General features: G+C 39.8%; 3 protein-coding genes. All 3 read left to right on the forward strand.

Annotated elements, in window-relative coordinates; translation table 11 throughout:
- Positions 1–15: 15 nt before the first annotated feature.
- The 3 genes from NFR61_RS08850 to NFR61_RS08860 all read left to right on the forward strand — a co-directional run bounded on the left by NFR61_RS08850 (position 16) and on the right by NFR61_RS08860 (position 17,619).
- Positions 16–6,201: a hypothetical protein gene (locus NFR61_RS08850; RefSeq protein ID WP_251623197.1), complete on the forward strand. Its 6,186-nt coding sequence runs from the start codon at positions 16–18 to the stop codon at positions 6,199–6,201.
- A gap of 214 nt (positions 6,202–6,415) precedes the next feature.
- Positions 6,416–12,850, forward strand: a complete 6,435-nt coding sequence (locus tag NFR61_RS08855; protein ID WP_251623152.1) for an immunoglobulin domain-containing protein — start codon at positions 6,416–6,418, stop codon at positions 12,848–12,850.
- A gap of 59 nt (positions 12,851–12,909) precedes the next feature.
- Positions 12,910–17,619, forward strand: a complete 4,710-nt coding sequence (locus tag NFR61_RS08860; protein WP_251623154.1) for a T9SS type B sorting domain-containing protein — start codon at positions 12,910–12,912, stop codon at positions 17,617–17,619.
- The last annotated feature ends 37 nt before the right edge of the window (positions 17,620–17,656 follow it).

Below are 17,656 nucleotides of genomic sequence, written 5' to 3' on the forward strand. Positions count from 1 at the left end.
TTGCCTTCAACGACGGTGACATCGGTTGGAACGTATTATGTTTATGCGGATGCTGGTAGTGGTTGTACGAGCGATACACTATCTGTTGATGTACAGTTCGGGGTTCGTCCGACAGTGACAGCAATGGATCCGCAAACAAGTTGTGGTAATTCTTTGGATTTAGTTGCAGTTTGTAGTGATAATACGGCAACATTAAAATGGTTAGATAATACTTATACGGACATAAATACAACAACTGTAACAACATCCGGAACATATTATGTCTATGCGGAAAATGGAGACGGTTGCCTAAGTGATACTGTAACTGTAAACGTATTGTTGGGTACGAAACCCAGTGTTACGTTGCAGCCGCAATATACGTCTTGTGGGAATGATGTAATAGTTGCTTATTCCGGTTTGACCAATGCTTCGGCTATCGTAAATTGGTTAAATCCGTCAAAGACTATGGTATTGGGAAGTACGAATCCTTTTACCATAACGGGGGTAACGCATGAGGAAACTTATTATATTAGTGTAACAGCTGCTGGTTGTGGTGATACATTGCCAGTGACGGTTCGTCCTAATACGAATCCGATTATAACAGTAGATGCCGGTGGGTATTCTAGTTGTACGCAGGATGTTACTTTGCAATTGACTTCTATAAGTGATTTGAGTGCAACAGTGCACTGGTTTGATGTGAACAAGAATTCTTTAGGTACAGGGAATCCGTATATGTTACATGAAGCTCCTGCTAATAATGGCATACATTATGTGGTTGCAGTTGGGGGTGCTTCCTGTCAGAGTGATACATTACCGTTTAATGTGTCTACGGAAACAGAACCTCTTATAACTGTAGAGCCGTTGTTTACTTCTTGTGATACGAATGTATTGTTGCAGTTGTCTTCATTGAGTGATGCAGGGGCAACGGTGAAATGGTTAGCTCAGGATAAGAGTACGGTTATAGCTACCGGTTCACCTGTTTCTGCAACGATAACTACAAATGGTACTTATTATGTTTTTGCTGAGGGTACTACGGGTGGATGTAATAGTGATACATTGGAATTTGAGGTAAAAGTGAATACTTTGCCTGAGATAACATTAAATCCGAGTGGTTATGCAAGTTGTACGGAAACAGTTACGTTGCAGTTATTGGCATTAAGTGACTGGAGCGCATACATAGAGTGGTTGAATCCTGCAGGCCAACTTATAGCAACGACAAATCCGGCTGTTGTGAATAACGCTTCTAATGGTTTGTATAAGATAAGAGTAACAGGTCAAGGATGCGCTAATTCGGTAGAACAGACATTTAATGTTACGGTTAATAACCCGAGTTTGACATTAGGAATTAAACCGAGTTGGGATAATTGTAATGTGAATGTGAATGCCTCTTTAAATTCGCTTTCTGATTGGGGAGCTATTGTGAAATGGTTTGATGCTAGCGGAAATTATTTTGCAACGGGTAATCCGGTGATTATACCGAATGCACAACCGGGAAATTATTCAGTGGTAGCACAAGAGCCCATGAATGGTTGTAAGAGTGATACGGTTCATTTTACAGTTGTGAATTGTGATTCTGTAACAACTATTCTTGCTGTGGCAACGCCGGATACAATTTGTTTGGCTAATACTTCTCAATTGAGTGTAGTTGCTCCAGATGATTATTTCCCGATATCATACAGATGGTCACCAGCGGCAGGTTTGGATGATTCAACATCTTCTACACCTGTATTTACTCCGACTGCAGCGGGTGATTATACCTTTGATGTTAAGACAACAGATATAAATGGGGTAGAGAAAACGGCTAGTGTAACTATTCATGTGAAGCCGGATTATGCACCTATGCTTACGGATTTGAATCCTGTTTATTGCTTGGGAGATACGTTAGAAGCATATCTGGCAACGGGAAGCATTACTCCTAGTGCTTATGAATGGTATGTAGACGGAGTTTTGCAGACTGGTATTACAGGGGCTAAATTTCCAATGACTACAACAGGGGTTCATCATGTGAAAGTGGTAGCCATAGAAGGTAATTGCAGGTCTGACGTTGATACGGTGACGGTAGATATTCATAAGGTTACGGTTACTTTACCTTCCGTTACTTCAAGTCCGGTGGCTGTTAGCAGTTTAATTCAAGGAACTGCAGAAGCTACAGGAGGGACGGCTCCTTATGTATATAATAACATTTCACCTTATTCATTAACGTGGTTTGGAACAGATAATGATAACTTCCAGTTTGTTGCACAGGCGATGTCCTATCATATTGAAATTTATGCGGTAGACGCTATGGGATGTATTAGTGATACTGTTGTATACGATATTGATGTAACGGGATATACGCCATTGAGTGTAGATTTGAATTCAGTATATGGAACTGTTGTATGTCAGAACGGTTCTGCTATTTTGGAGGCAACAGTAAATGGAGGTACAGCTAATTATACTTATGAATGGTATTTACTTGGACAGCCTAATCCGATTAAAGTTGTAACAAGTAGTAGTATGACGGATCAGTTGATAGTAATGCCTACTGCTACAGAATCCTATTATGTGTTAGTAAGAGATAGCGGTAATCCGTTGGGATTAGGAAGTGATACGATACAGTTGACTATTAGCCCGACCTTGATAGCTACACCTGCCGATGCAGGTCCTGATATGACTATTGCCAGTGGTGCACAGACTGTTTTGTTGGGAGGTGGTACGAATATTCAGACATGGTTGTGGATGCCTGCGAATATGTTGAACACGACAACTGAATCAACTAAACAATATCCTTTAACGAAAGCACTTACAGCACAACAAGAATATCAATTGTATGTAACGGATAATAATAATTGTGTCAGCTTACCGGATACGGTGATAGTGAATGTCACTCCGGATGGATTGCATTTGAGTATTGATCCGATTGTTGATACATTGTGTTTGGGAAATGATGTGTGGATGGTGGTTCGGGAAGCTACAAATTCGTTAAGTGCATCGGCGACTTTTACATGGACTCCTACTATGACGGAATTGGAAGTGAAAGGAGATTCTGCGCATTTTGTACCGACGGTAGCAGGTGATTATACCTTTGTTGTTCAGGTAGAAGACGGTAACAAAGTGGCGGCACTAAAATCGGATATTCATGTATTGTCTTCTGAAGCTCCGAAGTTTGATTTAGTGAAGAGTGGAACAAATGATTGTCAATATGATACGTTGAAGGTAGTTTATCCTAGTGGTACGACTAACTTTGCTTCCTCTTATGAATGGAAAGAAGATGGTTCAGTGATTAGTTGTACTGATAGTATATTTGTGGTGACCTTGACGGGACAGCATACGTATGAAGTGACAGGTAAATTGGGTGAGTGTAGTTCATCTGTTAAGCAAATTACGGTGGATATGAATCCTACTCCGTTGTTAAGTTTGGCTATAACAGATAGTTGTGGTGTCGGAAAAGTGGTAGCTACCGGATCCGGTGCAACGCAAAATTATAGTTGGTCTACGATACCTGCCGGTATTGCGACAGTTGAGCAAACAGCATTCAATGCGGCAACTTATACGATTTCAGCATCGGGAGCTTATACTATAGAAGTGACGGCGTCTAATGGAACGGTATGTAGTATGACCCGTACATTGTCGGGAGAGGTATTCGGACGTCCTTCTCTGTTGAATTGGCTGGCACAACCTCAGTCTCCGAATTATCTGGTAAATGATACGGCTTATATTTCTGCAGGTGTACAAGCAACGGGAGGTACTCCAATTGTAGTTGGTGCAGATAAGGAATATATTTATCATTGGTTTGGCAGTTTACCGAAAGATTCGGTTGAACAGGGAATTATTAGTTATTACAATGTATTGGTAAACACTCCGGCTAATTATACAATGAAGGTATTTGCTACGGATGCTAATGGTTGTCCGAGTGATACATTGGAAAAAGACATTGTAGTCATGGGAGATAGCTTGCTTGTTTCTTTGACATCTCCTTATGGTAATCAAGTATGTTTGGGAGGTGCAGCTATGTTGGTAGCTAGTGCAGCCGGAGGACAATTAAATTTTGAATATTCTTGGTATAGAGACGGAATTTTACTAAATTCGTCTCATACAAATGGATTAAGCGATACCTTATGGGTTGCTTATGCCGATGTGGATAAATATAGTGTGAAAGTGATGGATCAGTCCGGATTGGTAGGTGCTGATTCGATTATGTTGGTGCAGGATCCTACACATACGGCTCCGATAATTAGTGCAGGACCAGATATGACTATACAAGCGGGTAATAGTACAGTTTTGTTGGGAAGTATTACAACGATGGGTACCGGAGGTACGACAGTGGCTGATTATGAGTGGCACTGGTCTCCGGCAAGCGGATTAGCAACTCTTGCCGATACGGCTTATCAGTATCCGCAAACAAAACTGTTAAATGATCCCGCATCTTATCAATTGTATGTAACGGATGGTGATAATTGTGTCAGCTTACCGGATACAGCCAAAGTTATTATAGATAATATTGACGGATTGTGCGTGAAAGCGACACCGGAGACAGATACGATATGTTTGAATAACACAATGACGTGGACAGCTGAGATTACTTGTGGGCCGGTGCAAGGAGCTACTTTTGATTGGACTCCGACAGATTTCTTAGTTGGAAAAACCGATACGGCATCGGTTGTGTTTAAACCGGTGGTTGCAGGAGACTATACCTACGCAGTATTGGTGACTGGCGCAAATGGTAAACAGGCGGCAGCAAAAGTCAATGTAAAAGTGAATGATGCTTATGCACCGTTATTGGCTTTGAATGGTCATTGGGATTGTCAGAATGATACGATTCAGGTGACGAATACAGGAGAGCCGGTGTTAGGCTATACATGGCGTTTGGATGGCGGCAGTCCGTTAGCAGTGACTGGCAATATGTTGGTATTGTCTTTAACAGGGCATCATACGGTAACGGTATATGCTGTAGCAGCAAATGGTTGTGTATCTGACACTGTAGGAATTGATGCTACGATTGGTGAAATGCCGGTTGTCAATATTTTGGAGCCTTCATTTGCTCAATATCGGGATAGTATCTTTACTCTGCATGTGGATCAAACGACGCAATTGCTGAATGGTTCGTTTGATTATCAATGGACTTCTGATCCGTCAGGTAAGATAGATGGAACGGATACACTGTTGACGATGCAATCCCAACCTTTGTCCGGTGATGTGGAATATGTATTTAAAGCCAGTAGCAAGATTAATGCTGCTTGTTCTGCAACGGATACGGTTCGGGCTTATATCATACCGGATTCAATAGCTTTGGATATTGATAAGGATTCTATAACGGGAAATATTCTCTTGTTGTGGGATCACACGCAACCGGGATTGGAACAGGCGGATTCTGTTCGGGTTATGAGTGTGAAATGGGATGGTTATGCAGTGGCAACACAATATGCATCGCGAGCTATGGTTGTAGCTGATTCAGATAGATATCTGGTGGATATTTCAAATGATACCTTGGAATTCTTCTATGCCAATGCAAGCCGTTATATCGCTGAGTTAGGACAGAGTTATTACTCTCGTTCCAGCGATACGGTTGGGTATTTTAAACAGTGGGTTTCTATAATTTCAACAGATTTAGCGGATGATTCATATAATTATTTTCTTTATCCTTTTGATATGAAAGCTAAAGGATTAGTTAATATGACAGATTTAGCAAAATATTTTGGTAAAGATATAAGTGGGGATGGGAAATATAATATTTTTACACTTTCGTCTTTATCTTATACTGCAACTATGAATACATGGGGAGAAAAACGCTTGAAATATAATAAAACATTAAATGTATTTACAGGAGATACTTCGGATTTAGTTTTAGGTAAAGTATATCAAGTTCGTTTTAGAGAAACTATAGTAGATAAAAGTGATATAGAGTTGTTGTTATATGGAAAATTACCTTCTGATGTTGCATACGATTTATATGCACAAGGAAGTATTGATAGGTATAATATGATAGCAGCATCTTTATATTCAGTTGATTCCTGCTGGTTGCAGCATATTGGAAATAAGATACCTGATAAAGTATCTCTTCAAACTTGGACATTTACGAATCAGAGTTGGAGAAGGCCGAATAAGTATGCAGATTATAATAGTACACTTAATATTTGGAATCCGCAAGAAATAAATAAAAAGCTTTATATAAGACCATGGACGGTAATTCAGTCTAGAGTTAACATCGAAAAATTAAGTTGGAAGTTTGAAGATTATAAATAGTCCTATGAAAAAAATTTTATTGTTTGGGATTTATATATTGATGACATTTTGTGTCGAAGCTCAACAAAAAACGTGTAGAGATACAACGTGGACGGCTCCTGTAGAGAATATTACAAAGACGTTTAATAATACAGGGAGTTTTAAAACGGAAAGTATGATATGGGTAATGCCTCGATTAAACGGAAATTTTATTCCTACGAGCAATGCTTCGTGTATGAGATTTTATGTTGCGTTAGAAACGGAAGCTGTTACCACGACTGTAATAACACCGGGTGTGAGTCCAGATATAGATATGGCAGGAGCAACAGATTTTACGAAATGCTTTTTGACATTTCATGATGTTGGTACAGTTACAACAACACAAGCAATAATCGCATTGGGAAATATTGATGCAGATGGCTCATCAATTGGCTCATCACCTGTAAATACGCAGTTTGTAGATTTAGGTGGTCTTTTAGGGCTATCTGTTGAATTTCGAGATTTTGATTTTGGAACGTTGAGTGCAGAAAATGTTTCAAATAATTATAATTTGCATATTGTAATAACTTATGATTGTGGAGGAATAAATGAGATTTCAGATAATCTTTATCCTGCTGGTACATGGGACTATACCGATAAAATAGTTGATTTTACAGGGGGAAAAATTACGATTTCAGTTCCCGATATTACTGCAAATATGTGTGAGGGAAGTATTTTGAATGTTAGTACAATAGCTACAGTATCGAATGCAGACGGGGCTTATACCATAGCCTTGACTGATGGAGGAGGAACGAATACGTTTAATCCTTCTTATGCAACTGTAAGTGGGGATAACATTCAGATAGCACAGAATTGTCCTGCTGGAGATTATAAAGTAAAAGCAACAGTAACGGATGCTGGTGGAAATACAGCAGATGCAACATTTGCTTTTGTTGTGAGTGCGAAACCGAATATTACAATTGTTCCTACTCCAGCTGCTACAATTTGTAAAGATGATGCATTGACATTGTCTATTACTGATTCTAAAAATGTAGCAAAGCAATATGCATGGAGTGCAGTAGGAACTTCAACAGATGTCAATATTGCATCGCACAGTACTTTTAGTACAACTAATGGTAATTATACAGCCGCTCCACAAGGAACAATGACATATCAAGCTATTGCGCGATCAGATGCAGGATGTTTGGATACGACTCAATTGCAGATTACAGTAAATGAGGCTCCGTCTGCTACTTTAGCTGCGTCAAAGTCTACTGTTTGTTCCGGGGAGACTATTACTTTGACTGCAACAGTCGCTGCAGGACAGACGGCAGATAGTTGGGAATGGGTAAATCCGAGTTCTGCGGTGACAGCCAATACAGTAAATGTTACTCCTGTAAATACAGGAACTTCACCTACTACAATAACCTATTTGGTGAAATCTGTAAAAGGAACTTGTAAATCTGCTGACTATACGGCAACGGTTACGGTAAATCCCAAACCGAATATATCAGTTACGAATCAGCCGACACCGCAGTGTGAAGGTTCGCAGATTGATTTGGCTTCTGCTACTTTGGGAGGGACAACAGGTTTAACGTTGACATATTATTCTAATGCCAATTGTACTAATCCGACGTCTAATTTTCAAACAGTAGCTTTTGCTGATTCTCCTAAATCATTTTGGGTAGTAGGGCAAAATACAACGACGGGTTGTTCAGATACTGTGGAGTTGAAAGCTACAGTAAATCAGAGCCCGGCTAAACCAACTATTTCCGGTCCTACGGAAGTATGTAAAGGAAGCAATGCGACATTGACGGTTGCTGGGGTGGCTGGTGTTACTTATAAATGGTATAATGCTTCCAATAATCAGGTTGGTACAGGTACTTCTTATACGACACCAAACCTTACTGCAGCAACTTCTTATACTGTGGAGGCAGAGGTCGCAGGTGGATGTAAGACACGTTCAGATGCGTATAATATAGCTATAAATGAAATACCTACGGTTACGATATCGACAATTGCAGATGCTTGTGCCGGAACGGATGTGAATGTGTCGGCAACGGTGACTGGCGGTATGACGCCCTATTCTAATTATGTATGGAGTATGACTGCAACAGGTGGAGGCGCTAGTTTTGTGGTACAGAGTAATAGTGCACAAGTGTTGGCTACTTTAGGAAAAGGTTTGAATACGCTTGAGTTGACAGTATCGGATGCAAAAGGATGTACGGCGACTGGCTCTCAAACTGTAGAGGGGGGATATATTCAAGGTGCGGGCTTGACAGCTAATCCGGCTACTTTTATAGAAGGCACTTCTTCAAGTTTAACCTTGACGGCAATAGGTGTTTCTGCGGGAAATGCCGGTGCTATTACGGGTTATAGTTATAATCGGGTGAATCCGGTGCCGGCTCATTTGGGCAATACGGCATCTGCAACTTACAATCCTCCATTACCTACAGCATCTACGAAATATCAGGTGGTAATGACGACGGCAAAAGGATGTAAGGATTCTGCTGAAGTAGAGGTTAAATATACAGCGAAGGCTTTGGCTTGGAGTTTGTTGAAAGGAGATACAGTTTGTATTACTGATTTGAGTGACGGAGCTGTATTGAGGGCTAAAGCTATGTTTGGTACTACACCTTACACGTATACATGGGGTAGTATTCCGTCAGCAGCAGGAATTCAAACTAAAGTTGCACAAGGAGATTCTTTGGTATTGACGTTTAATCCGATGACAGCAACGCCTGGAACGTATACTATACAAGTAACTCTTACAGATGCTGAAAGTAAAACGATAAATCAGAGTGTAAAATTGGTTATAGGTGCAACGCCTGATGTGAAAATTAATGGAGATGCTTCGGCAGATTTGGCAGTTTGTTTGAAATCAACGTTAAATTTAACCGCTTCAACCTCACTTACGGAAGGAGTAAGTTATTTGTGGAAAGAGCCTTCAACTATAACAGCGCCGACTAGTGCTACTCAATCTGTTGCGACTACAACAGTCAATACGGTAGGGACGACTTATAAGGTTATAGCAACATCTGTTTATGGTTGTGTTGATTCGGCAGCACGTAAGGTAATCGTGAATGATCTTCCGACGGTTACTTTAACGGCGGACAAAGGATCTGTATGTCCTGGTGGTGATGCAAGTGTTGAGGTTACAAGTGGAGGGGCAGATACAGAGTATAGCTGGACCGTAGGAGGAGTTGCAGATGGAGGAGGAAAATCAAAAACAAAATCAATTACTACTGCAACACAGTTTAAAGTACAGCGGAAAGATGACAATGGGTGTATTGCTACGGCTGATACAACTATACAGGTATATGTTCCGGAAAAGCTGAACTTGTCCGAAGATCAAATTGTGTGTGAAGCATCCTCTAACGTGACCTTGACGGCAAGCGGACTGACAGGAGGTTCATATACGTGGAGTTCTGTGCCGAACGATCCGACACTTGGAATAAATGGAACCACTCAATCTGTCACACCGACGCAAACTACTACGTATTATGTAGATGGTACAGATGTACATGGATGTACGGTGGAGCGTGCTTCTATCGTGGTAACAGTAGATAAAATGCCGACGCTTACATTGTCTAAACATGAACTTGCTGCTTGTAACTCTGTGAATTTATCGACAGTTGCTTCTACTACTTCTCCGGGGGCATTGAAATATGGAAGTTCAGCGAATTTTACTTCTACAATTTCTCCAACTGTAAATACTCCCGGTACACACACATATTATGTACGTGCGGAGAATGGTGTATGTAAAACAGCTGAAGATACAATAAGGGTAACAGTCTTGAATGGTCCTAAATTGGAGGTAAATTCTCCACTTAGTGTTTGTGAGGCTGGTAGTGTTGATTTGATTTCGGGTATTAATTGGGCACAAACGACGTATCCTGCTTCTAGTATTACTTATTGGACAGATCCGGCTGCTTCAACAAATCAATTGACAACTTCTGTTGTTTCTCCAACGACATCTCAGACATATTATCTAAAGGGAGCTTCTGAGGGGTGTGATCCTGTGATTAAATCAGTAAAGGTTGATATTGAAATACCTAATGTAATGATTGCCGGAGATACAATTGTTTGTTATCAAAGTGGAGCAAGTACAACATTGACAGCTTCCGGAGTTGCAACCTATAATTGGTATAATGCATCAGCAGCTGTAGTAAGTGGTGCAGGAATCACATTTACTCCAACGAGTATTGGCGATTATACGTTTGCTGTTGAAGGAACTTCTATTACAGGTTGTGTGGATACAGCCACGGTTACAGTACATGTAGTTGCTAAACCTGAGGTAACTCTAACTGGGACAGAAAAGGTATGTAGTAATGAGATGGTGACATTGGTAGCCGATACGACAGGATTAACTAACGGACCGTTTACTTATACTTGGACAAATGCGACTCAAACAACGAATAATGAGGCAACTGCAAGTTTTGCTTCAACAACGGTAAAAACAGAAACTGTAAAAGTACATGTAACAGACCGTTATGGTTGTGAAGGTCCGGATGCGACTTTAAATATACAGGTAAATGGTTTTGAAGCGACATTGGTAGCAGCTAATGGGAGTATAAATTTACCTTCTGGAAGTCCGGTAGCAGTGGGAACAACAGTTACATTAACGGCTGGTCCAATGGGAAATTATGAATATGAATTCTTAAAAGTAAAAACGCCTACAGATTCTTTGATTCAAGGATTTGGAAGTGCAAATACACTGAATTTTGTTGTTGAGGAGATTACAACATTCAAAGTGCTTGTTAGAAATACGGAAACTAATTGTATAGATTCAGCAACAATTACGATTGGTATTGAGGGGACACCTTTGGCAACAATATTAGCTATTGGAGATACGGTTTGTGCGGGAGAAGAGCGTGCAGTATTGACGACAGTACTTTCACCGGCGGGAACGACAGGTGTTACTTATAGTTGGTCTCAGGTTGGAGGTGCAACGTTGCCTCTGATAGGAAGTACGAATCTGGATAGTTTAGTTGTTAATACCAGTACAGCCGCAGTAGGACTTTATCGGTTTGAAGTAAGTATAAATGGTGGTGTATCAAAAGATACGGCGGATTTACTGATTGGTCCGGGTATAGAGTTGATTTCATTCAAAGCCTTGGACAGTTGTTCTACAGCAGTACACTTTGCGATAGAGACTTCTAATGCAACGAAGTATGATTGGATTAACCCATACAATGGCTCGATATTTTGTGATGCAGCGGCACTTGGTTCCGGGTGTGATAAGGCTACAGCACATTTTACAACGGGAACTGTAAGTTATAAAATTGCTGTTATTGCTTCTAATGATAACTGTAGTGCAAGATTTGAATTGGAAGGAAATATTGGTGCGTTACCGGAAGTTGAGTTGGCGGAGAATTGTCTTGCTTTACACAAAGACAGTATTTTTAACTTAAATGTTGTAAATCCCAAAGATTTTGATTATGTTTGGGACGTTTGGGAAAGTAGTGATGGAACCACATGGACGACAGGTAGTTTGAGTGGTGCATCAACAAATCCAACAATAAGTGGAGTTATGGGAGATAAAGATCTTCAATATATTGTAACAGCATCTAGTAAGAGTGTAGCAGGGTGTAAGGGTTCTGATACAGCTCATATTTATCGTATACCTGATGCACCACTTACAGATATAGATACGATAGATGATAAACGTCATATTCAATTAGTATGGGGTAATACTGATTGGGCTGATGATTATACAGTATGGAGTCGTAAGTGGGATCCTTATTGCTTGACTGGAAAAGATGGAAATGTTTATACTGCGGAAGCTACAGGAACGGGCATTACTGCTTTATCATGGGCAGAGCCAACAATGGATTCGCTTGAGTTTTATTATGTGACAGCAAACAGAACAATTTGTAGTGTTGAATATAAGTCTTTTGAAACTGATACATTTGGATATGTCCGTCATATTGCTGATGCGACGGATACGGTATATACGAATAAAGGTCAGTCAGGAATATATGCATTCCCGTATATTTTTGATATGCATACTCGATATGGATTGACTTATGTAACTGATTTTGTAGATTATATATTGGATGGAAAACATAAAGATGCTAGCAATAAGTTATATATTTCGAGTGTGAATGCATGGGCAAAAGATGAATATAAAAATTCTGCAAATAATTCGGTAAAGGAAGCGGGGAATTGGGGATGGTTAAATGATTCTTATATGGTATTTACCAATAGATGGGTTGGTATGACTGGAGTTTCTCCAGCAGGTACCCATGTGGATTTAAAGGTAGGGTTGTGTTTCTCCATCTCTGTAAATCCGGGTAATCGAATTGAATTTGTGATGTTTGGTAAACTTCGTGATTCTCGAGATGTTGTGTTTGATAACAAAAATGTAGCGGATACTGCAGGGTCAATAAAATCTTCTCCCAATATATGTTATCTTCCATTTGATAGGATAACTTTAACGACATCACAATTAATAGCGACGGGGATAGTCACTAAATTATCTGCAATTGGATATTGGAATATGGATAAACGTTATCCAGCTCAAAATCCTCAGAGTGATTCTTATATAACGTTTACGAACAAATTTACAAGTGAAAGTAATCCAGCTATGTTAAATGGATATCATGCAAGAGCGGGGTATGATGTATTATTCCTCTATGTTGGAGGAACAGAGGGTAGGAATTCATTGATTGATTTTACTTGGCCTTGAATTCGTTAGAGAGATTTAATAGAAATAATAAAAATTAGAATCATATATAATTTATACTAATGAAAAGAGTTGTTATAATTTGCATCTTGCTGTTGGCAGTTTCGGGGCATTTATGGGCAATACCTCAAACAATGTATTTTCAGTTACCTTGTACAGGATCATGTTCTGCCGGTGATTATTCGAATATAAATTTAACGATACAGAGTACTCCTGTAATTACTAAAACGGCTTTTGGTGGGTCTTTTGATTTTTTTGATGCTGGTGGGTATTATTTTGCACAACTTGATTTAACGCATACTGACTATAATGCAGTATCATCAGGAACAACTATAGTATTATCTGTAGAATATGGAGGGGTTAAATATTCTGGTACTTATAAAGCTGGAAATTTAAATCCTGATGATGGGAGTGACTTTTATACAGGATCTTGGGCACTACAACCTGAAATTCCAGATCCAACAATAACGGTGACGGGGGCTACTTTGTGTCAAGGAGCAACAGATAAAACAGTGACTGCAACAGTTGCGAATGCACCCGCTGGATATACTATAGAATGGGGAAATGCTAATATAACGTCAGGAACTCCTGTTACAACAGGTAATATTGGAACGGGGCTTACTTCAGGTACTTATAATCTTACAGCTAAGTTGAAAAATGCTGATGGATCTTATGTAACAAATAAAAGTGGAGCGGTTGTTCAGGCAAATTATACTGTAAAAGTTAATGCCTTGCCGACAGTGACTATTACTCCAACAGAAGTCTGTGCTAATACAAAAACGACTTTGACTGCTAATCCGTCGGGAGCGACGTCGTATACATGGAGTGGTTTGGCTACTGGTACAGGTAGAACCAAGGATGTAACTTTAACAACGGGAGGAAATGTTACGGTAGAGGTAACAAAAGATGGGTGTACGAATAGGGCGACACAGGCTATTACGGTAAATCCACAACCTACAGTATCGATTACTCCTCCAGCCAAAACGGATTTTTGTGTGGGAGATAAATTGGACTTAACAGCGAGTGCATCAGGAGGAAGTGGTGCTCCTTATACTTATACATGGAATCCTGCAGGAGGAACAACGGCTACGAAAAATGCAACGATTGCCAATGGAACGAATACGTTTACAGTTCAGGTGAAAGATCAGAAGAACTGTGTAAGTAATGTATCAACAGCTGTAACAGTAACAGGTCATCAGGTAACGGCTGGGTTGACTGCAACAAATACAACTGTTTCCAATGGTGGTAGTACGACTTTAACTGCAACCCCTACGGGTATTGGTTATACTTATACTTGGACTCCTTCTTCTGTAACAGGAACAGGGGCTAGTGTTAGTACAGGAGCTTTAACAGCCACAGAAACTTATACCGTAGTGGTAACTGATAATAATGGATGTAAAGGTACAGCGACTACAACTGTAAAGGTTTCGGGCGGAGCATTGACAGCTAAGCCGGAAGATCAAGATGTTTGTTCGGGAAATTTGCCGATATCATTAGATGCTGCTGCAAGTGGTGGCTCTGGAACTTATACATATTTGTGGACTGCTCCAGCAGGTGTAAATTTATCATCTACGACGGCGGCTGCTCCGACAGTAGCAAATACGTCTGATCCTGGAACATATACAGTACATTTAAAAGTAACAGATACAGGTACTGGGGGTGTGGTTGAGAAAGATATAAATTTAGTGATTACAAAGACTCCGCAGTTGAGTGGTGAATTGGCTAATCCAGCATCTATTACGTCTGGAGAGTCTTCTCAGTTGAGTGTGATTGTAGATCCATCTACTACTCCATTAACTTGGTCTGGTGGTCCGCTTGTATCTTCGACAGGAGCGAGTGTGCAGACAGGAACGCTAAACAGTACAACAACTTATACTGTGGAAGCTAAGAATGGGAAATGTAGTGCTACGAAAAACGTGACGGTAAATGTCGAAGGAGTGCCTGGTGTTCCGACTTTGTCATGGGAGATTACTGAAAAAGTATGTCAATATCCGGGAGAAACGAGAACAATTACTTTAAAGGTTACAGGGGGCACAGCGGGGATGAAATATAGTTATGTATTATCTGCACCAGATGGTTCTGTTGCTATGACAGTAAATCAGGAAACAAACACATCATGGACATATATTGTGACTACGGATAAAAAAGGAATATATGAATTGTCTAAATTTGAGGCTTCTTTAGCTGGTGGAACTACAGTGACGGGGAATATTTCTCCTAGTCAGAATATTGATGCTGAATTCTATAAAGTGCCTTTGGTGTATGCTCATGGTGTAGTGCAGAATTCTACGTTGGAGCATTGTGAAGGGGATGAATTGATTTTATCAGGAAGTGGTGATGATGCTGAATATACGTGGAATAATGGAGTACAAAATGGTCAGCCTTTTATTCCGACAACATCGGGAATATATGAGGTAACCGGAACGAATGGATATGGATGTTCTGCAACCGATCAAGTGATGGTAAATGTAAATCCGAAACCGACGTTGAGTTTGTCAGTTCAAGGAACGGAAATATGTCCGGGAGAGTCTGTAATTTTAGATGCAACAGCAGACTTAGGAGCAGAGGTAACATGGAATAACGGAGTACAGAATGGAGTACCTTTTCAACCGGCCTTGACTGGGGTATACACGGCAACGGCAACAGCGAAAAACGGATGTACGGTGACAAAGGATACCATTGTGGTAGTGAAAGAAAAACCGGTAATTGTTCGTCATTCAAAGAATCCGCGAAATATAGCTATTGGAAAGGATGTTTATTTTGCTGTAACAGCAACAGGTTCGGGGCCTTTGACTTATGAGTGGTATCGTAAGGAAAATGGTGATTGGTCTCCATTAAGTGATAATAGTGTAAGTTTACCGACTATAAGCGGAACAACAACGGATTCGTTGGTTTTAAAGACGCTACCGGAAAGTTGGGATGGTTCTGAATTTAAAGTTGTGGTTGCGAATGATTGTGATACAACTTCCATGGTTTTTGAACTGGGGGTAAAAGAGTGTTTTGAGATTGAAATTGTGTTATTGATGCAGGAGGGGATTATAGAGGATACTGATCCTTCAAATAAAATAGATGGTTGGTATTGTCGGGGAAGGCAGATTGCTTTGCGGGCTGTGTTGAGTTCTCCTGAGGGCTATGAAATAGAAAATGCACACTATAGGTGGACGATTGACGGATTGGAATTACCGGAGGAGCATTTTGAGTTGGAAACGGATACTTGTGTATTAACATGGATTCCAGAGTTTCAGGAAGATGATATTGTTGTGAAGGTATGTGGTTATAGTGATGGTGCTTGTGAAGAGGTATGTGCACACTATTTGCGTTTGAAAGCTCGTGAATTTGAGGAGGTTTCATTGAATTTATTGACTTCTGTGGATCCAGAACATCGCTTCTGTCCGGGAGATACGGTTGATTTCTGGATTGCAGCGAAGAATGTAGGTGATTCTGCTCATGTTGATTGGTACAATGATGTATTTCATTTACCGATACAGACTTCTTCAAGAAATGAATTATTGAGTTATTCTGAGAGAAAGGTAACATTGGTAATGGGACAGGAAGATACATGGATGAGAGTAATAGTGACTCCTTCTAAAGAAGTTTGTACGGAATTGCCGGAATATGTAGATACTGTATTTTTAGGAAAGAAAGCATGGGTAACACCTAGTTTGGAGATTATTAATAACATAGAAGATACATTGGCTTGTAGAGGAGACCGGATATTATTTACTGCTGTTTATGAAAATGCAGGAACTAATCCAACATTTAATTGGCGTAAGGATGTGTGGGATTGGGGACATACTCAGTTTGTCGAAGCAACTTTGGACGACAAGGATATGTGGTTGAAGTGTTGGTTGATTCCGGGGAATGATGTATGCTATGATGGTAAAGTATTGGTAGATTCTATGGTAATTCGGGTATTGGAGAAACCAGCAGTGACGATTTTCTCTGATTTGAGAGATAAAGGACCTGGAGATGAAATTATTATTGAGTCGGAAGTTATAGGTATGCCTACAAATGCTCACTATACATGGTATTTGAATTATGATTATGTATTGAATGATAGTGATTATCCGGAGTATATTTCTGATAAATTAGCTCAAGGAGATGTGATTATATGTGGAGTGAAAGGAGAAAGAATCTGTACTTCAGAAGTTTTATCAAATGAATTAGTTATCAGTTTTGGTGACCAGGGTAGGGATACAATGATTACAATTTATCAAGGTGAAAGAATTCATAATTTGAATATGCGAAGAAAAGGTGATACTGATTCTAGAATTTTCCGAATCACAGCAGATGGTTATCCAAGATGGGGTGTTGGTTCGATGAATTTCAATGGATATTTTGATTATACACCAAATGCTGGATTTGTTGGATCGGATGTCGTGAAGTATGAAGTGGTTGATAAATTTGATCAAACGAAGATAGAAACGGGGTATATTTACATTAGTGTTTTGGATAGAAAGAGATTCTTTATACCTAATATTATCACACCGAATGGTGACGGATTGAATGATACATGGCAGTTGGATTTCTTAGCTGATTATCCGGAGCATTACATTCGGGTTTATAATCGGGATGGAATAGTGGTATTTGAAGCCAAGAATTATCAAAATGATTGGGATGGTACTGGAAAAGCAACTAGTGGATATGTTTCTCATTTTAATTTACCTAACGGGATCTATACTTATGTCATAGATTTAGGTAATAAAGAAATATTGAAAAATTGGTTGGAGATACGTCGCGATATGAATAGGGGAAAGTATAAATATTATTAGTAGTTACTTTTAACTTAAAAATTGAAGTGATTGGAGA

It is taken from the genome of Odoribacter lunatus, assembly GCF_943193135.1.
Lineage (GTDB): Bacteria > Bacteroidota > Bacteroidia > Bacteroidales > Marinifilaceae > Culturomica > Culturomica lunata.

Excerpts from the sequence above, each read along its gene's own strand:
- NFR61_RS08855 (WP_251623152.1), top strand. The coding sequence starts at position 6,416 with ATGAGATTTTATGTTGCGTTAGAAACGGAAGCTGTTACCACGACTGTA.
- NFR61_RS08860 (WP_251623154.1), top strand. The coding sequence starts at position 12,910 with ATGAAAAGAGTTGTTATAATTTGCATCTTGCTGTTGGCAGTTTCGGGG.